Source organism: Cellulosimicrobium cellulans (assembly GCF_024124905.1).
GTDB classification, from domain to species: domain Bacteria; phylum Actinomycetota; class Actinomycetes; order Actinomycetales; family Cellulomonadaceae; genus Cellulosimicrobium; species Cellulosimicrobium cellulans_G.
This window is the reverse complement of record NZ_JAMXST010000005.1, coordinates 513,676-530,830: the sequence shown is the minus strand read 5'-3', so window position 1 is coordinate 530,830 and position 17,155 is coordinate 513,676. Positions and strand designations below refer to the sequence as shown.

Below are 17,155 nucleotides of genomic sequence, written 5' to 3'. Positions count from 1 at the left end.
CGGCGGGTCAGCCCTTGCTCGCGTGCACGACCGCGACCGGGTGCGTCGCGTGGTGCAGCACCTGCTGGCTCACGGAGCCGAGGACCATGCCGCGCAGGTCGCCGCGGCCGCGCGAGCCGACGACGGTCAGCGCGGCCCCCGCCGCGGCCTCCCGGATCGCGACGGACGGCTCGCGGTCCACGACGAACGTCTCGACGAGGACGTCGTCGTGGTCGGCGGTCCGCACGCGCGCGAGCGCGGCCTCGACGGTGCGCGACGCCTCGGCGCGCGCGTCGCGCTCGGCCGACGTGTAGAACGACGGGTTCTCCTCCCACAGCGGCCCCACGGGCAGCCGCCACGCGCACACCGCGACGACGCGCGACCGGGTGCGGGCGGCCTCGTCGAGCGCGAACCGCAGCGCGGCGTCGCCGTGCACGGACCCGTCGACGCCGACCACGACGTCCGTCGTCCGCTCGCTCCGCTCCACGACGGGCGGCACGACGACGACGGGCACGGGCGAGCGTGCGGCGAGCCGCGTCCCGACGGACCCGAAGAACATGGAGCCGACCGAGCCCAGGCCGCGCGACCCCACGACGACGAGGTCGGCGTCCTTGGCCTCGTCCAGGAGCGCCTCCGCGGGCGGGCCGGAGCGCAGCGTGGTGCGGACGGGGACCGTGGGGTCGACGTGCGCGGCGCGCTCCGCGGCGGCCGACAGGATGGGTCCGGCGATCTCGCCGAGCTCCTCGACGCTCGGGTAGTACGCGCCCCCGACGAACGGCGTCGCGACCACCGGCACGTAGGCGACGTGCAGCACGCGCAGCTGCGCGCCGCGGCGGGCCGCCTCGCGCACGGCCCAGTCCAGGGCCTTGCCGCTCGTCGCGCTGCCGTCCACTCCGACCAGCACGACCTGCTGCGTCGATCCGCTCACGGTTCCCACCTCGGTCCCTCGTCCCCTTCGCGGCGGGTCGTGCCCGCCGCCTGCACACCTCCTGGATACCCCCCGAGCCCGGGCGTGCGCACCCTGCGACCGCCCTCGCGCGCGAGGACCCACGGCTCGAGGTGGTGGGACGAAGGTCCCGTACCTGCGGCGTCACCCCCTCGCGCGCGCGAGAATCCGCCCCCGACGGGCTACGTTGAGGGCATGGGCTCTCCCCACCCGATCCGTGTGTTCCTGCTCGACGACCACGAGGTGGTCCGGCGCGGCGTCGCCGCGCTGCTCGAGGCGGCCGGTGACATCACCGTCGTCGGCGAGGCCGGCACCGCCGCCTCCGCGCTCGCGCGCATCAAGGCGACCCGGCCCGACGTCGCGATCCTCGACGTGCGCCTGCCCGACGGCTCCGGCGTCGAGGTGTGCCGCGAGGTGCGCTCCGAGCTGCCCGAGGTCGGCTGCCTCATGCTCACGTCGTTCGCCGACGACGAGGCGCTGTTCCAGGCCGTGCTCGCCGGGGCGTCGGGGTACGTGCTCAAGCAGATCCACGGCTCCGACCTCGTCGGCGCGGTCCGCACCGTCGCGGCGGGCGGGTCGCTGCTCGACCCGGCCAGCACGGCGCGCGTGCTCGAGCGCCTGCGCCACGCCGCGGACGAGACCCCCGACCGCCTCGAAGGGCTGTCCCAGCAGGAGCGCCAGATCGTCGCGCTCATCGGCGAGGGGCTGACGAACCGCGAGATCGGCAAGCGCCTCTACCTCGCGGAGAAGACGGTCAAGAACTACGTCTCGCACGTCCTCGCGACGCTCGGCCTGCAGCGGCGCACCCAGGTCGCGGTGCTCGCGACCGAGATGCGCCAGGAGGAGGCGTCGCGCCAGGGCACCCCGGGCGCGGGCGCGCCGGCAGGGGACCGGCAGCACGGTGGCCAGCCCTTCCGTCCCTGAGGGCGGCGCGGGGGCGCGCCCCGCGGGGCCCGAGGGCTCGCCGCCGGACGGTCCGGGGGCCGGCGGCGAGGGTCCGGGCGACCGCGCGGCGTCGGGACCTTCGGCACTCCCGGATCTGACACCGCGGCGCGACGATGTGGAGATGGACACAGTCGAGCGGACCGGGACAGGGGCACCGGTGGGGAGCGGGGGGCTCGCGACGGCCGAGCGCCCGCGCGCCTCGGCAGGGCTCGCGGAGCTCACGCCGGAGGAGAGCTACGCGCTCCTCGCGACCGTCCCCGTGGGCAGGATCGTCTACACCGACCACGCGCTGCCGGCGATCCAGCCGGTGAACTTCGTCCTCGACGGGCCGGACGTCGTGTTCCGCACCGCCGAGGGCTCCAAGCTCGCGGTCGCCGCGAGCCGCGCGGTCGTCGCGTTCGAGGTGGACCAGTTCGACGCGGAGGCCCGCTCCGGCTGGTCCGTCGTGCTCGTCGGCCGCACGTTCGAGGTCACCGAGCCGGTGGAGCGGGCGCGGCTGCTCGCCCTCCCGCTCGTGACGTTCGTGCCGGGCGTGCGCGACCGCGTCATCAAGGTCGTCCCGCGCATCGTCACCGGGCGGCGGATACTGCGCTGACTCTCTGCCGATCCTCTGCCGATCCTCGGCCGATCCTCGGCCGATCCTCGGCCGATCCTCGGCCGATCCTCGGCCGATCCTCGGCCGATCCTCGGCCGATCCTCGGCCGATCCTCGGCCGATCCTCGGCCGATCCTCGGCCGATTCTCGGCCGACCCGGACCGAGGCGCCCGGGGCCGCGTCAGGCGAGCGGCACCCACCACTCGAGCCGCGTCCCGCCGTCGGGCAGGGCGGTCGCGGTGCTCGACCCGCCCAGAGCCGCCGCGCGCGCCTGCATGTTGCGCAGACCCGAGCGACGCCCGCCGGGCTGGATGCCCACGCCGTCGTCCGTGACGGCCAGGCGCGCCTCGTGCGCGGTCACGGACAGGTGCACGACGACCTGACGCGCCTGCGCGTGCCGGGCCACGTTGGTCAGGGACTCGCCGAGCACGACGACGAGCTGGTCGGCGACCTCGGCGGGCAGGCTCGGACCGCCGTCGGTCACGCCCGCGCCGGACCCCTCGGCCGCGACCTCCACGCTGACCTCCGGCGCGAAGCCGAGCACCGTCGTCGCGGCCTCCGCCTGCGCGCGGAACCTGTCCTCGATCGACGGCGCGTCCGGGTCGGTCGCGGTGTGCAGGGCGAAGATGGTCGAACGGATCTGCCGGATCGTCTCGTCGAGGTCGGAGACGGTCTCCTCGATCCGGGTCCGCGCGTTCGGGTCGGCCACGAGCGGCTGCACGCTCATGAGGGTCATCGCGGACGCGAACAGGCGCTGGATCACGACGTCGTGCAGGTCGCGCGCGATGCGGTCGCGGTCCTCCAGCACGCCCACCTGCTTGGCCCGCCCGTAGAGACGCGCGTTCTCGATCGCGACGCCCGCCGCGGCGGCGAGCGCGATCACCGCCGCCTCGTCGTCCGACGTGAACTCCTCCGTGAGCTCCTGGCCGTCCGCTCCTGGCGCCCGCTTGTCCGTGAGGTAGAGGTTGCCGAACACCGTCTCGCGCACCCGGACCGGGACGCCGAGGAACGTGTGCATCGGCGGGTGCCCCTCGGGGAAGCCGGCCGAGCGGACGTCGTCGGCGATCTCCGGGACGCGGATGGGCTCCGGGTGGTCGATGAGCTCGCCGAGCAGCCCCTCGCCGTGCGGCCAGTGGTCGATCGCGGCGACCTCGTCGTCCGAGAGGCCCAGCGGGATGAACTGCGCGAGGCGCTCGCGGCCCGAGGCGTCGAGCACGCCCAGCGCCCCGTACCGGGCGCCGGTCAGCTCCATGGCCGCCTCGACGATGCGCCGCAGCACCTGCGGGAGGTCGAGGTCGCTCGTCACGGCCACGACCGCGTCCAGCACACGTTGCCCGGCTGTGGCCGGCAGGTCCGTCGTTCCGCTCACCCGAGCCAGTCTCCCAGACGGGAGGCCCCGGGCAGCACCCCGCCCGACGTCGAGGTGTGACGTGGGCGACACCCCCGCGCTATCGTGCGTCCACATCTCGGGACGTCCGTCGCCGTCCTGCCGGTCGCCCACCGCGGCCGGCCCGGCGCGAGCCGACCGAGGCCGTCGACGCAGGGGGCCGAAGGGACGCGGTGCCGCATGCCGACCACCGACCAGAGCGCGACCCCCGCCACGGCGACCGCGCTCGCCGACCTGCGGGCCGCCGTCGGGCACCTGCACCCCGACGACCCCGCCGAGCTCGTCGCGATCGCCGACGACCTGCGCGCCCTCGGCAGTCCCGCCGCGGCCGTGCCGTTCTACGAGTCGGCCGTCGAGCACGGCGTCCCCGGGGCGGTCTACCGTCTGGCCGTCGCGCACCACGAGGCCGGCGACGCCGCCGAGGCGTTCCGCTGCTTCGAGCTCGCGGGGCTCGCGGGCGACGTGCTCGGTGCGTTCATGGCCGCGCAGGTCGCGACCGAGCGGGGGGACCTGCACGCCGCCCGGAGGTGGTACGAGCAGGCGCAGGAGGTCGAGGGTGCCTCCGTGCGTCTCGCGGAGGTGCTCGCCGAGCTGGGGGAGCAGGACGCCGCCGCCGACCTCCTCGTCGCGACGTCGGGCGAGAGCTGGGAGGCCGCCGTCGAGCTGACGCGCAGCGGCGCGCTCACGGGCGACGACGCCGTCGCCCTCCTGGAGGGCTGGGCCGAGGCGGGCGAGGCCCGCGTGGCGGCGGCGCTCGCGGACCTCTACGTCCGCGCGGGCCGCGCGCTCGACGCGGAGGACCTGCTGGAGCAGGCGGCGCTCGCGGGCGAGCCGACCGCGCGCACGAGCCTCGGGGTCCTGCGGCTGCGGGCCGGCAGGGTCGCCGAGGCGATGACCCTGTGGAGCGAGGCCGCCGCCCAGGGCGACCCCCAGGCGGCGGAGCTGCTCGCGCGCTTCGGCTGACGCACGGGGACGGGCCGCGCAGGTACGGACAGAGAGGCGCCCGGCGGGCGACCCGCTCCGTCGAGCGTCGGTCGCCCTGCCGGGCGCGAGGGGCGGGACGTGCGGGTGGTCTCCCCACCGCCCGCACGTCCCTCTTCCCCCGGGAGCGACTCCCTGCAGCGACGGCCTCAGAATCGTCGCGCGGTATCGGTCGCCCCGTGGCCCGCCGCACACGGCGGGCGGTCGAACCGTCAGACCAGCCAGGTGTTGCGCTGGACGAACGGGATCTTCTTCCACGTCCTGCCGAGCCCGAGCACGCTGCCCGCCCCGAGGAGGGTGAGCGCGATGATCGTCAGCGACATCGTGATGTGGTCGTCGATGATCGGGTTGGTCACGAGCGGGAGCTCGGCCAGGTACATGAGCAGGAGCAGGAGCGTGCCGCTCACCGCGGCGATCCGCATCCCGATGCCCAGGATCAGGGCGAGCCCGATGCCGAGCAGGCCGACCATGAAGAGCACGTCGATGAACGCGTTCCCCGCGAGGCCGCTGAAGAAGCCCGAGAACGTGCCCTCGAGGTTCGACAGGAAGCCGGTCGTCGGGCTGTTCCCGTTGATCCACGACCGCTCGGCGGGGGTCGCGAACCCGAGCCCGAACGTCTTGTCCAGGAACGCCCAGAGGAAGTAGAAGCCGATCACGATCCGCAGGACGCCGAGGACGACCTGGGTGTGTCGCGGAGCGCGCTCCGCGAGGCTGAGGGTCTCCGGCTCGCTGCCTTCGACCGTGGGGAGCGGCGCGTTGGCGTTCCGCTCGATCGTCCCCTTCATCACTGTCCCCTCTCATCGACCCGGCCGGTGCGGTCGGGCTCCTGAGACCAAGCAAACCCCTGTGAAGGAAGGGTGGACGTCAGGCAAAGGTCGCCGCCCCCGGGGACCTAGGTCCCCGGGGTGCCGGGATCTCGCCGGCGCGACGTTCCCTCAGGAGCCCGTGGACCCGTCGAGGTCGGCGCGCAGCTCGTCGACGCGCGTGCGCAGGCTCTCGATCGCGTCGCGCACGGCGGCGTCGGCGCCGGAGAGGGAGTCCGCGACGGCGTCGAGCTCGGTGGACGCGTCCTCGAGCGCGGTCTCGGCGTCCGCGAGACGCTGCTCGGCCTCGGCGCGCGTGTCCTCCGTGGCCGTCGACACCTCGTCCGCCGCGGCACGGGCCTCGTCCGCGGCCTCCTGCGCCGCCGCGACCGCGTCCTCGGCGCGCGTGCGGGTCTCGCCGGAGAGCGAGCCGAGGTCGTCGGCGAGCGACCGGACGTCGTGGCCGATCGTCTCCGCCTGCGAGCGGGCGTCGTCGAGGAACTGCTGCACCTGGTCCCCGGTGAGGGTGAACTCCGGGACGCTCACCGAGCCGTCCTCCGCGCACCCGGCGAGCGCGAGGATCGCCACGACGGCCGCGCCGAGCGCGCACGAGCGTGACGTTGACCTGCGGTGACGCGTCGGTGAACTCATGTCGGCATTCTCCCCCGCGAACATGAGACAGGGGTGAGAGCCTCGTGGAGGCGGTGTACGGTAGGCGGACGAGGGCACTGTGGCGTGCGGCACACCGACCGGTGGGCGCGCGCAGCCGTGACGTCGGGCGCGACGACGCGCTGAACCGGCGTGCGGGACGCAGGTCCGTGGCAGGGCACGAAGCACGGGAGTGAGCGGTGAGCACCACGGCGGAGCACGAGGGCGCGACGGACGACGTCCCCGAGGCCACTGAGCCTGCTGCGCCCGCACCCGCCCCGACGCCCACCTTCGTGCGGCGAGCCCGCACCGTCTCCCACGTCCTCATCTCCTCCGCGCTCGCGATCACGCTCGCCGCCGCGCTCGCCGGGAGCGTCGAGCCCCGACCGGGCGCCTCGTTCTTCACCGCGGAGGCCACGACCGCGACGCAGGTCTCGGCGCTGTCGAGCACCCTCGGGGCCGGCCTCGACGAGGACAAGCAGCTCGACGGCGCGATCGAGGTCCTCGCCACGGCGAACGCGCTCTCGGACGGGGAGGTCACCGCGCCCGTGGAGCAGGCGCGCGCGGAGCTCGGCATGCTCCTCGCCACGTACCTCGCCCAGCAGGACGCCGCGCGCCGCGTGCCGGTCCAGGTGGTCCCGGACGGCGGTCTGGACCTCGACGAGTCGCTCGACGACGCGGAGGTCCCCGACCTCCCGGAGCCGCTCGACCCGGGCGCGGGCCCCGACGACGCCGCGGTCCCCGGCTCGCCCCCTGGGCGCCCCGCGCAGAAGCCGGCGTCGGTCGACGCCGCGGGCGACGCGGACGTGGTGCGCACCTCCGCCACCCGCACCGCCTCGTCCCCGACCCCGACGAGCAGCCCCGACCCGAGCGCGTCGCCGAGCCCGAGCGGGTCGCCGAGCCCGTCGCCGTCGGGCGACGCGCCGACGGGGCCGGGCTCCACCGGCGGCGCGACGTCGCCCGGGGACCGGACGCTCCCCGAGGACGCCGTGCCGGCTCCCGACGGCGTCGCCCCGGGAGAGCTCGACGGCACCTCGGGCGACCCCGCCGACCCGTCGTCTGACAGCGGTGACGGCGAGCACGCCGAGGACGACGACCACGCCCACGGCGACGTGACGCTCGAGGACGTCGTCGTCTCGGCGACGCACCTCGCGGACCTGCTCGGCACCGACTTCTCTCCCGTCGGCGTCGTGCCGGCAGCCGGTGCGACGGCGCTCGCGGGCACGACGCTCGCGGAGCGGCTCGCGGAGGTCGTCGCTCGGTACGCCGGCTCGACGGCGCAGTACCAGAACGGGCGGATCCCGCCCGAGGCGCTGTGCGCCCTCGACTTCGCGCCCGGCAAGACGCTGCGCTGCGACGCCGCGGTGCAGCTCGAGGCCCTCGCGGCGGAGTTCCAGAAGGAGTTCGGGTACGCGCTGAAGATCACCGACGCGTACCGCCCCTACGACGAGCAGGTGCGGCTGAAGGCCATCAAGCCCTACCTCGCCGCGGTCCCCGGGACGTCCCAGCACGGCTGGGGCCTGGCGATCGACATCGGCGGCAACGTCCCGTCGGGCACGTCGCGCGAGTACGTCTGGCTGCGCATGCACGGCCCCGACTACGGCTGGGACAACCCCGCCTGGGCTCGGCCGAACGGGTCCAAGCCCGAGCCGTGGCACTTCGAGTTCTTCGCCGCGGGCAAGATGCCGACGCGCTACTCGCCCTCCGAGGGCACCACGCCGTCGACCCCGCAGAAGCCGTCGACCCCGACCCCGCCGCCCGCGCCGAAGCCGACGCCTCCGACGACGCCGACGCCGACGCCGACGAACCCGACCACACCCACGACGCCGCCCGACCCGACGACGCCGCCCGATCCGGAGCCCGCGAAGGTCACCGTGCCGACCGCGCTCGTCGGACGGACGCAGGCCGACGTCGTGGCAGCGCTCGAGAAGGTGGGGCTCAAGGCCAGCGTGACGACCCGGGAGGACGCCGCCGCGGCGGGCACCGTGATCGCGGTCGACCCGGGCTCCGGTGCCCAGGTCGCGCCGGGGAGCACGGTGACGATCGTCGTCTCGACCGGGCCCGCCGACCCGGAGCCCCCGGTGGATCCCGAGCCGACGCCGGATCCCACGGAGGAGCCGACCGCCGCGCCGACGTCGGCGCCGGCCGACGAGCCCACGGCAGGCGCCACGGAGACGACCGCACCCTGACGCGTGACCCGTCGGGTCCAGGAGGGCGGCGGGTTCGCCCCGCCCGCGCTGCGCACCGTCCGGTAATTCCCGTGCGCCGTGCGCGGCGACCGCGTAGCCTCGGCGACGATGTGATCCTCACCTGCCCCGACCGCTCCGTCCCGTCGAGCCCGTCGTCGTGGCCCCCGCTCCGTCCCGTCGAGCCCGTCGTCGTGGCCCCCGCTCCGTCCCGTCGAGCCCGTCGTCGTGGCCCCGCGCCGTCCCGGCGCGTGCGCGTGCCGCCCGGGCACCCTGGTAGGTGATCACCCATGGCCCGTTCCACCCCCGTCCTGCGTGCGTCCGACGTCCGCGTGTCGTTCGCAGGACGTCCCGTCCTGCGCGGCGTCGACCTCGCCGTCGACCCCGGCCACCGCACGGGTCTCGTCGGCGAGAACGGCGTCGGCAAGTCCACCCTGCTGCGCGTGCTCGCGGGCACGCTCGCGCCCGACGACGGGGCGGTGACCCGGCCCGACGACCTCGGGTTCCTGCACCAGGAGTTCCCGTACCCGCCGTCGACGACCGTGCGTGCGGTCGTCGACGACGCGCTGGCGCGCGTCCGCGCGATCGAGCGCGAGCTCGAGGAGGCGGCGCTCGCTCTCACGGGTCCCGACGGAGCGGGGCCCGTCGCGGGTGCCGACGCGGCGTACGCGCGCGCCCTCGACCGGGCCGAGCTCGCGGACGTGTGGGACGCCGACGCCCGGGCCGCCCGCACGCTCGCCGGCCTGGGGCTCGACGTCGACGGCGTCGCCGGCCGCGCCGTCGGCTCGCTCTCGGGCGGGCAGCGGACGCGCCTCGGGCTCGCCGCCCTGCTGGTCCGTCAGCCGGGCGCGCTGCTGCTCGACGAGCCGACGAACCACCTCGACGACGACGCCGCCGAGTTCCTCGCGGCGGCGCTGCGCGCGCTCCCGGGTGCCGTCGTGCTCGCGAGCCACGACCGGGTCTTCCTCGACGAGGTGTGCACGGAGATCCTCGACCTCGACCCGGTGGCCGAGCCGCTGCGCGGAGCCGCGAACGGGAGCCCGCGCCCCGGCGGCGGCACGGCCACGCTCTACGGCGGCACGTACAGCGACTACCTGGAGGCCAAGCGCGTCGAGCGCGCGCGCTGGGAGCAGCGGTTCGAGGCCGAGCAGGCGGAGCTCGTCGAGCTGCGCCGGTCCGTCGCGGTCACCGCGCGCGACGTCTCGAAGAACCGCGAGCGCGGCAACCAGGCGAAGATCCTCTACGACTTCAAGGGGGAGCGCGTCCAGAGCCAGGTGTCGCGGCGCGTGCGCAACGCGCAGCAGCGCCTCGACGCCCTGGAGCGCGACCAGGTGCGCAAGCCCCCGGCGCCGTTGCGGTTCGCGCCGCCGGACGGCGGCGGCGCGGCGACCCCCGGCGGCGGCGACGTCGTCGCGTGGGCGCGGGGCGTCGTCGTGCACCGGCCGGCGGGCACGGGGGCGCCCGGCGAGCGCTCCGACCGGCTCGACATGACCGCGTCGGGCGTGCCCTCGATCGAGGTCGCGCGCGGCACGCGGCTGCTCGTCACGGGCGCCAACGGCGCGGGGAAGTCGACGTTGCTGCACGTCCTCGCGGGCGACCTCGTGCCTGACGCGGGCACGGTCGGGCGGGCGCGCGGGGTGCGCGTCGGCCTGCTGGAGCAGGACGTCCACCTGCACGACGACGACCGCACCCCCCGCGAGCTCCTCGCCCTCGCGCAGGGCTGGGACCCGGCCGACCGGGCGGGCGCGCGCGAGGCCGCCGTGGACGCGCACGGGCTGCTCGCGCCGCGCGACCTCGGGCGTCCGCTCGCGGAGCTGTCGGTGGGCCAGCGGCGGCGCGTCGTGCTCGCGATGCTCGTCACGCAGGCGCCGGACGTGCTGCTCCTCGACGAGCCGACGAACCACGTGTCGCTCACGCTCGCGGGGGAGCTCATGGAGGCCGTCGAGGAGTGGCCGGGCGCCGTCGTCGTCGCGTCGCACGACCGGTGGCTGCGGCAGCGCTGGACGGGCGACGTCGTGCACCTGGCGTGAGCCCTGCGCCGGTCAGCGCCGCACGCCTCTCGCGACCGGTGGGGCGCTGACAAGTCGCTGGCCCGGGCGCCGGAGGGTGCTTAGGGTCGGTGGGTGGACGTCGAGCAGACCGGTGCCGTGGCGCCGGACAACGCGTGGAAGCAGGTCGTCGCGTCGCTCGCGGACGCGGGGCGGCTGGAGGTGCTCGCGCGCGTCGTGACGGAGAGCCCCGCCGAGGCGGTGCTGTCGACCGACGAGCGGCGGCGGCTCGCGCCGCTCCTCGCGGCAGGGGTCGTCGTGCGGGACGAGACCGGGTTCCTGCGCGCCGCGCCGGAGCGGTTCGCGGCGCTGCTCGCGACGGTGCCCACGCCCCGGCCGACGGGTCCCGAGCGGTTCCTCGTCGACGGCCGCCTGCTGCGCTCGCCCAAGCGGCAGCGGGACCGCGAGCTCGTGGTGCGGTTCCTGGCGGCACAGGTGCTGCCGCTGGAGGAGCCCGTCACCGAGCTCACGCTGACCAAGCGGCTCGCGGCCCGCGCAGCGGACCCGGTGTCGCTGCGCCGCGCGATGGTCGACGCCGGCCTCGTGCACCGCACGCGCGACGGCGCGGAGTACTGGCGCACGGTCGTGACGGAGTTCGACGACGTCTGACGCCCGGCGCCGGGGCGTGCGCCGGGATGGGCGACGGACGGGGCGGCTAGGGTCGGTGCCATGAGCAGCGAGCGCGCCCTGGCGGCGCTGGAGGCGTCGGGCATCGACTACACCGTCACGCGGCACGGCCGGGTGGGGTCGCTCGAGGAGGCCGCCGCGGCCCGTGGCGTGGACCCGTCGCGCGTCCTCAAGACGATCGTCGTACGGCGCGCGGAGGACGACTACCTGTTCGTCCTCGTCCCCGGCGACCGCCAGATCTCGTGGCCCAAGCTGCGCGCGCTCCTCGGCGTCTCGCGCCTGTCGATGCCGGACAAGGAGGTCGCGCGCGACGTCACGGGCTACGAGCGCGGCACGATCACCCCGTTCGGCTCGACGCACGCCTGGCCCGTGGTCGCGGACGTCCGGGTCGTGGCCGGGCCGGGGGAGGGCGACGACGTCGACGTCGCGGGGGGCGAGGGTGCGGAGCCCGACGCCGCGGCGCGGCTCGTCTCGATCGGCGGGGGCGCGCACGGCGTCGCGGCGACGGTGGACGGGCGGGCGCTCGTCGGCGCGCTGGGCGCGCAGGTCGCGGACGTCACGGAGCCGCTGTAGCGCGTGCGACCGGCTGCGGCGCGGCGGTTGTGTGGGTTCGGAGAAAGGTCGAGGACCACCCCCGCGAGGGCTGGTGCGCGCAGCGCGTCGGGTGCAGACTCGTTCTGCTCCGGTCACGGTCGCCCGGCGCGGTCCGTCGCCCGACGGCGGCGCACGCGACCGGACGGAGCCTCGCGGGGGCGCGCGGGGAACAGGCCGTCGTCACCGGACGTTGTCCGGAGGGGCGGCCGACAGCACGCAGGACGACTCGAGAGAGACGGTGAGCGGGAACCGTGGACACAGGCAGCGCGATCGACCGGACGAGCGGGATCGTCTACGCCCCGGCTGACGGCGGCGTGGTCGTGACGATGTGGGGAGAGATCGACGCGGCGCTGCGCGACCGCGCGAGCGAGGCGATGTCGTACGTGCTGGACACGCGCGGGCGCGTCGTGGTCGACGTCGCCGACGTGACCTTCATCGACTCGTCGGGCATCGCGTTCATCATCCAGCTCTACATGCTCGGCGAGGAGGACGGCCGCGACGTGGTGCTCCGCGACCCGTCGACCAGCATCGTCGAGCTGCTCGACATGATCGGCATGGGCGGCCGTATCCCCGTGGAGCGCAGCGGCGCGTCGACGGGCCCGATCGAGGTCGTCGGGGCGGTCTGACCCGGTCCGCGCCCGACCGCCCGGGTCCCGGGGGCTGTGGGCCCCCGCCGGTACGGTGCGGTCATGCGCATCCTGCACACGTCCGACTGGCACCTCGGGCGCACGCTGCACGGGGTCGACCTGCTGGAGCACCAGGCCGCGCACCTCGACCACCTCGTCGAGCTGACCCGCACGGAGGACGTGGACGCCGTCGTCGTCGCGGGGGACGTGTACGACCGCGCCGTCCCGCCGGTCGACGCGGTCTCGCTCCTGTCCGACGCGCTGACGCGGCTCGCGGAGCACGCGCACGTCGTGGTCACGCCCGGGAACCACGACTCCGCGGTCCGGCTCGGGTTCGGGGACCGCGTGATGCGGCCGGGCGTGCACCTGCGCGCGCGGCTGTCCGACGTCGGGACGCCCGTCGTCCTCGCGCCGCACCCCGGGCCCCGGGGTCGGGCGGCCGAGGGCGACGCTCCGCTGCTCGTCTACGCGCTGCCGTACCTCGACCCGGACACGGCGCGCCACGCGCTGGCCGAGGGCGACGACGCCGCGGCCGACCGCCCGGACCCGAGCGCCGGCGGTGCGCGGAGGCCGCTCGCCCGGTCGCACGAGGCCGTCATGGCCGCGGCGATGCGGCGCGTGGGGAACGACCTCGCACGTCGCCGCGCGCAGCACCCGAGCGCCCGTGCCGTCGTCGTCGGGCACGCGTTCGTGGTCGGCGGGCTCGCGTCGGAGTCGGAGCGGGACATCCGCGTGGGCGGCGTCGACGCCGTGCCCGCGGCCACGTTCGGGGGCTGGGGGGTCGACTACGTCGCGCTCGGGCACCTGCACGGGCCGCAGCGCGTCACCGTGCCCGACGTTTCACGTGAAACCGCAGGTCATGGCAGCAGCTCGGCGACGGTCGCGCGCTACTCGGGATCTCCGCTCGCGTTCTCCTTCTCGGAGCGGCACCAGCGCAAGTCCACGGCGCTCGTCGACCTGGACCGGCTGGAAGGGGGTGCCGGTGGAGACCCGGACGCGGCCGTCGAGCTCGTCCCCGCGCCGGTGCCGCGGCGGCTCGCCGAGGTCACGGGGACGCTCGACGACCTGCTCGGGGCAGCCGGCGAACCCCACGTCGACGACTGGCTGCGGGTCGTCGTGACGGACGCGGTGCGACCCGCGGAGCTCTACGCGCGCGTCCGGGGGCGGTTCCCGCACGCGCTCCAGGTGACCCACCGCCCGCCGCGCCCCGAGGAGCGGGAGGTCGTGACCGCCGTCGGGCCGGGGCGGGACCCGCTCGACGTCGCGCGGGACTTCGTCGAGCACGTCGCGGGCCACGCGCCGAGCGACGCGGAGATCGCCGTGCTGCGCGAGGCGTTCGAGCTCGCGCTGGCGGAGGAGCGGAGCGCCTGATGCACCTGCACTCGCTGACCTTCCAGGCGATCGGGCCGTTCGCGGGCCTCCAGCACGTCGATCTCGCGGCCCTGGGCGCGTCCGGGATCTACCTCCTCGACGGGCCCACGGGCGCGGGCAAGTCGACGGTCATCGACGCGATCGTCTTCGCGCTGTACGGCAAGGTCGCGTCCGACGCGGCGAGCGACGACCGGCTCCGGTCGGCGTTCGCGGCGCCCGAGGTCGAGTCGTTCGTCGACCTGGTGCTGGAGGTCCCGTCGGGCGTGTACCGCGTGCGGCGGACGCCCGAGTACCGCCGGCCCAAGAAGCGCGGCACCGGCACGACGACCCAGCAGGCGTCGGTCCGGCTCTGGCGGCTCGCGGGCGTGCCGTCCGCGCAGGCCTGCGCGGGCGTCGACGGCCCGCCGGGCGAGCTGCTCTCGACGCGGCTCGACGAGGCCGGGGAGGAGATCCGCCGGATCGTCGGGCTCGACCGGCGCCAGCTCGTGCAGACCGTCGTGCTCCCGCAGGGCGAGTTCGCGACGTTCCTGCGCGCGAAGCCCGAGGACCGGGCGGTGCTGCTGCAGAAGGTCTTCGGCACCGAGCTCTACCACCGCGCGACGGTGCGGCTCGCCGAGCTCGCGCGCACGGCGCGGGCACGGTCGGACGGCGCACGCCAGGGCGTCCGCGGCGCGGTCGAGCGGTTCACCGGGGCGGCGGGGCTCGTGCCCGACGACGCCCGGCGACTGCGCGAGGCCGCGCACGACGACGCGCGGCTGCACCGCGCCGACGAGGCCGACCTCGCCCGGGCCGCGGCGGACCTGGCGCGAACCGCGGCGGACGGGTCCGCGAGCGTCCACGCCGCGGACGGCGTGCCGTCGTCCCGGTCCGCGCTCGCCGACGGACGGGTCGCGGACGTGGGCCCGCTCCTGCCCACGGCGGCGGGCGCGGGGACGGTGGCCCCGGCCCCGGGCGTGCACGCGCTCGCCCTCGCGCACGTCGCAGGGCTCGGGGCCGAGGCGGAGGCGCTCGCCGCGCGCGAGATCGCGACCAACGCGACGCTCGTCGCGGCGCGCGACCGGCTCGACGCCGAGCGGGCGCTCGCCGACGCCGTGGAGCGCGTGGCGCGGTTGCGCGCCGAGGAGGCGCGCCTCGCGGAGGAGGAGCCCCGGGTCGCCGACGACCGCCGCCGCGTCGACGCCGCGACCCGCGCCGCCGTCGTCGCCCCCGCGGCGCAGGGCCTCGTCCGCGCGGAGCAGCTCCTCGCCGCCGCGCACGACCGGCTCGCGCTCGCCCGGACGGGCGCGCCCGCGTCCCTCGCCGACGCCGACCCGACGACGCTCGAGGCGCTGCGCGCCGACGTCGCGACGGCCGGGGTGCGCGTGGCCCGGCTGCTCCCCGTGGGCGCCTCGCTCCCGGCCCGGGACCGGGAGGTCGAGGACGGACGCAAGGCCGTCGTGCAGGCCGTCGAGGAGCGAGCGCGCACGCTCGACGAGCTCGCCGCGCGGCCGGCGCTCCGCGAGGAGCTGCGCCTGCGGCTGACGTCGCTCGCGGAGACCGCCGGGACGCTCGGTGCCCTCCAGGAGCAGGCGCTGCGTGCGCGTGCGGTCGAGGAAGCGGCGCGGCAGGCCGCGGCGCTCGCGGGGGAGGAGGAGGCGGCCCGGGCCGCGCGGACCCGGGCCGCGACGGTCGCGCGCGCCGCCGTCGAGCAGGAGGCGCGGGTCCGGGCGGCCCGGATCGCCGGCCTCGCGGGCGAGCTCGCCGCGGGCCTCGTCGAGGAGTCCCCGTGCCCGGTGTGCGGCGGGACGGACCACCCGGCCCCGGCGCCGCTCGCGGACGGCCACCCCACCGCGCAGGACGTCGAGGACGCGGAGCGCGGCCGGGCCGAGGCGGAGCTGGCGCTGCACGACGCCTCCGCGCGCGCGGGGGTGCTCGCCGAACGGCTGACGGCGCGCCGTCGGGACGCCGAGGGCCTGACGCCCCACGAGGCGGCGGGGCGCGTCGCGGAGGTCGACGCGCTCGTCTCGGGCGCGCGGGCGGCGGCCCGCGACCGCGCGGACGCCGAGCGCGAGCTCGACGCCCTCGACGCCGGCACGACCGCGCTCCAGGAACGTGCCGCCGCGCTCGCGGAGGGGATCGCCGGCACGACGGCCCGCCTCGACGAGCTCGAGGCGGCGCTCGACGCCGACCGGGCCGAGATCCGCGCGGAGATCGCCGCGGCCGGGCCCCTGGTGGAGCTGGCCGACCTGCCCGACGCCCTCGCCGACGAGGGCGGGACCCGCAACCCCGTCGCCGTGCTCGCCGCGGCGCTCGACGAGCGGCTCCGCACGATCGACGCCCTCGCCGACGCGAGCACCGCGGTCGCCGTCGCGGCCCGGGCCGTCGCGGACCGCACGGCCGAGCTCGGCGCGATCGTCGACCGGTCGGGGTTCGCGGACGCCGCCGACGCGCTCGCCGCCGTCCTCGACGAGCCGGACCGGCTGGCGCTCGCGCGCCGTGTCGCCGAGCACGAGGCGGCGTGCGCCGCCACGGCCGCCGGGCTCGCCGACCCCGCCCTCGCGGACCTCCCCGCAGACGCCGCGCCCGACGTCGCCGCGGCGCGGGCCGCCGTCGCCGAGGCCGAGGCGACGGCCCGGGCCGCGGGTCGTCGCCACGAGCTCGTCGCCCGTCAGGCGCAGGCCGCGCGCGTCGCCGCGGAGGGGATCGGGACGGCGGTGGACGACTGGGCCCGGGCCCGGGACGCCGCCGAGCCGGTCGCGCGCATGGCGGCGCTGGCGTCCGGCTCCGGGGACAACGCCCACGCGCTCACGCTCGCGACGTTCGTCCTCGTCCAGCGGTTCGAGGACGTCGTCGCCGCCGCGAACGAGCGCCTCGCGGAGATGTCGTCGGGCCGGTACGAGCTCGTGCGCAGCGCGACGCGCGAGGACGTGCGCGCGCACAAGCGCGGGCTCGCGATGAAGGTCCTCGACCACGTCACCGAGCGGGAGCGCGACCCGCGCACGCTGTCGGGCGGCGAGACGTTCTACGTGTCCCTGTGCCTGGCGCTCGGGCTCGCCGACGTCGTCACGGCCGAGGCGGGCGGCGTCGAGCTGGGGACGCTCTTCGTCGACGAGGGATTCGGCAGCCTGGACCCCGAGACGCTGGAAGCCGTGCTCGCCGCCCTCGGGAGGCTCCGGGCGGGTGGGCGCGTCGTCGGCGTCGTGTCGCACGTCGACGCGCTCAAGCAGTCCATCGCGGAGCGCATCGAGGTACGGCGCGTGCCCGGAGGCGGGAGCACGCTCACCGTGCGAGCGTGAGGACGACGGCGCTCGCCCGAGACGCCGGCCCGGCGACAACGTCCGGCGTCGCCGGGCGGAGAACGCCGACGAGCGCGCCGGGCGGTGAACGTCGGCCGAGCGCGCCCGGCGGAGAACGTCGGCCGAGCGCGCCCGGCGGAGAACG

14 protein-coding genes are annotated in these 17,155 nt (G+C 76.6%); 10 read left to right on the top strand and 4 right to left on the bottom strand.

Annotated features, from left to right (window positions below):
• Positions 1 to 7 precede the first annotated feature (7 nt).
• Positions 8 to 907 (bottom strand): universal stress protein, encoded by a 900-nt coding sequence (locus NHH00_RS17545; protein ID WP_253054661.1) that lies wholly within the window; start codon positions 905 to 907, stop codon positions 8 to 10.
• Between the two features lie 213 nt (positions 908 to 1,120).
• Here NHH00_RS17545 and NHH00_RS17540 point away from each other — a divergent pair, with 213 nt between their 5' ends.
• Both NHH00_RS17540 and NHH00_RS17535 read left to right on the top strand, forming a co-directional pair.
• Positions 1,121 to 1,849: a response regulator gene (locus NHH00_RS17540; protein ID WP_253054659.1), complete on the top strand. Its 729-nt coding sequence runs from the start codon at positions 1,121 to 1,123 to the stop codon at positions 1,847 to 1,849.
• A 142-nt stretch (positions 1,850 to 1,991) separates the two neighbouring features.
• On the top strand, positions 1,992 to 2,465 hold the full coding sequence (locus tag NHH00_RS17535) for a pyridoxamine 5'-phosphate oxidase family protein (protein WP_253054657.1): 474 nt from the start codon (positions 1,992 to 1,994) through the stop codon (positions 2,463 to 2,465).
• A gap of 180 nt (positions 2,466 to 2,645) precedes the next feature.
• On the opposite strand, the gene NHH00_RS17530 is transcribed toward NHH00_RS17535, so the two are convergent.
• Complete coding sequence (locus tag NHH00_RS17530; protein ID WP_253054655.1) at positions 2,646 to 3,833, bottom strand: GAF domain-containing sensor histidine kinase; 1,188 nt, start codon at positions 3,831 to 3,833, stop codon at positions 2,646 to 2,648.
• A gap of 198 nt (positions 3,834 to 4,031) precedes the next feature.
• Between NHH00_RS17530 and NHH00_RS17525 the strand changes: the two genes are divergently transcribed.
• Positions 4,032 to 4,814 (top strand): tetratricopeptide repeat protein, encoded by a 783-nt coding sequence (locus NHH00_RS17525; protein WP_253054653.1) that lies wholly within the window; start codon positions 4,032 to 4,034, stop codon positions 4,812 to 4,814.
• 230 nt (positions 4,815 to 5,044) lie between these two features.
• Here NHH00_RS17525 and NHH00_RS17520 read toward each other — a convergent pair whose 3' ends face one another.
• Together NHH00_RS17520 and NHH00_RS17515 are read right to left on the bottom strand one after the other, a co-directional pair.
• Positions 5,045 to 5,617: a hypothetical protein gene (locus tag NHH00_RS17520; protein ID WP_253054651.1), complete on the bottom strand. Its 573-nt coding sequence runs from the start codon at positions 5,615 to 5,617 to the stop codon at positions 5,045 to 5,047.
• Positions 5,618 to 5,767: 150 nt separating this feature from the next.
• Entirely contained in the window at positions 5,768 to 6,286 is a 519-nt protein-coding gene (locus NHH00_RS17515) for a hypothetical protein (protein ID WP_253054649.1), read from the bottom strand.
• Between the two features lie 197 nt (positions 6,287 to 6,483).
• Here NHH00_RS17515 and NHH00_RS17510 point away from each other — a divergent pair, with 197 nt between their 5' ends.
• From NHH00_RS17510 to NHH00_RS17480, 7 genes are all read left to right on the top strand, one after another.
• Complete coding sequence (locus NHH00_RS17510; protein ID WP_253054647.1) at positions 6,484 to 8,472, top strand: PASTA domain-containing protein; 1,989 nt, start codon at positions 6,484 to 6,486, stop codon at positions 8,470 to 8,472.
• 287 nt (positions 8,473 to 8,759) lie between these two features.
• Positions 8,760 to 10,499 (top strand): ABC-F family ATP-binding cassette domain-containing protein, encoded by a 1,740-nt coding sequence (locus NHH00_RS17505; protein WP_253054645.1) that lies wholly within the window; start codon positions 8,760 to 8,762, stop codon positions 10,497 to 10,499.
• A gap of 93 nt (positions 10,500 to 10,592) precedes the next feature.
• Positions 10,593 to 11,126 (top strand): DUF2087 domain-containing protein, encoded by a 534-nt coding sequence (locus NHH00_RS21165; RefSeq protein WP_253054643.1) that lies wholly within the window; start codon positions 10,593 to 10,595, stop codon positions 11,124 to 11,126.
• 60 nt (positions 11,127 to 11,186) lie between these two features.
• Entirely contained in the window at positions 11,187 to 11,717 is a 531-nt protein-coding gene (locus NHH00_RS17495) for an aminoacyl-tRNA deacylase (protein ID WP_253054640.1), read from the top strand.
• 272 nt (positions 11,718 to 11,989) lie between these two features.
• Positions 11,990 to 12,364, top strand: a complete 375-nt coding sequence (locus NHH00_RS17490) for an STAS domain-containing protein (protein WP_253054638.1) — start codon at positions 11,990 to 11,992, stop codon at positions 12,362 to 12,364.
• A gap of 63 nt (positions 12,365 to 12,427) precedes the next feature.
• Positions 12,428 to 13,735, top strand: coding sequence for an exonuclease SbcCD subunit D (locus NHH00_RS17485; protein WP_253054636.1), 1,308 nt, complete (start codon positions 12,428 to 12,430; stop codon positions 13,733 to 13,735).
• Positions 13,735 to 17,010 (top strand): AAA family ATPase, encoded by a 3,276-nt coding sequence (locus NHH00_RS17480; RefSeq protein ID WP_253054634.1) that lies wholly within the window; start codon positions 13,735 to 13,737, stop codon positions 17,008 to 17,010. Before NHH00_RS17485 ends, NHH00_RS17480 begins: the two co-directional genes overlap by 1 nt.
• Positions 17,011 to 17,155: the final 145 nt, after the last annotated feature.

Bases quoted from the DNA above. Each gene is read 5' to 3' on its own strand.
- NHH00_RS17540 (WP_253054659.1), top strand. From the start codon at position 1,121: ATGGGCTCTCCCCACCCGATCCGTGTGTTCCTGCTCGACGACCACGAG.
- NHH00_RS17535 (WP_253054657.1), top strand. From the start codon at position 1,992: ATGGACACAGTCGAGCGGACCGGGACAGGGGCACCGGTGGGGAGCGGG.
- NHH00_RS17525 (WP_253054653.1), top strand. From the start codon at position 4,032: ATGCCGACCACCGACCAGAGCGCGACCCCCGCCACGGCGACCGCGCTC.
- NHH00_RS17520 (WP_253054651.1), bottom strand. From the start codon at position 5,617: ATGAAGGGGACGATCGAGCGGAACGCCAACGCGCCGCTCCCCACGGTC.
- NHH00_RS17515 (WP_253054649.1), bottom strand. From the start codon at position 6,286: ATGAGTTCACCGACGCGTCACCGCAGGTCAACGTCACGCTCGTGCGCG.
- NHH00_RS17505 (WP_253054645.1), top strand. From the start codon at position 8,760: ATGGCCCGTTCCACCCCCGTCCTGCGTGCGTCCGACGTCCGCGTGTCG.
- NHH00_RS17495 (WP_253054640.1), top strand. From the start codon at position 11,187: ATGAGCAGCGAGCGCGCCCTGGCGGCGCTGGAGGCGTCGGGCATCGAC.
- NHH00_RS17485 (WP_253054636.1), top strand. From the start codon at position 12,428: ATGCGCATCCTGCACACGTCCGACTGGCACCTCGGGCGCACGCTGCAC.
- NHH00_RS17480 (WP_253054634.1), top strand. From the start codon at position 13,735: ATGCACCTGCACTCGCTGACCTTCCAGGCGATCGGGCCGTTCGCGGGC.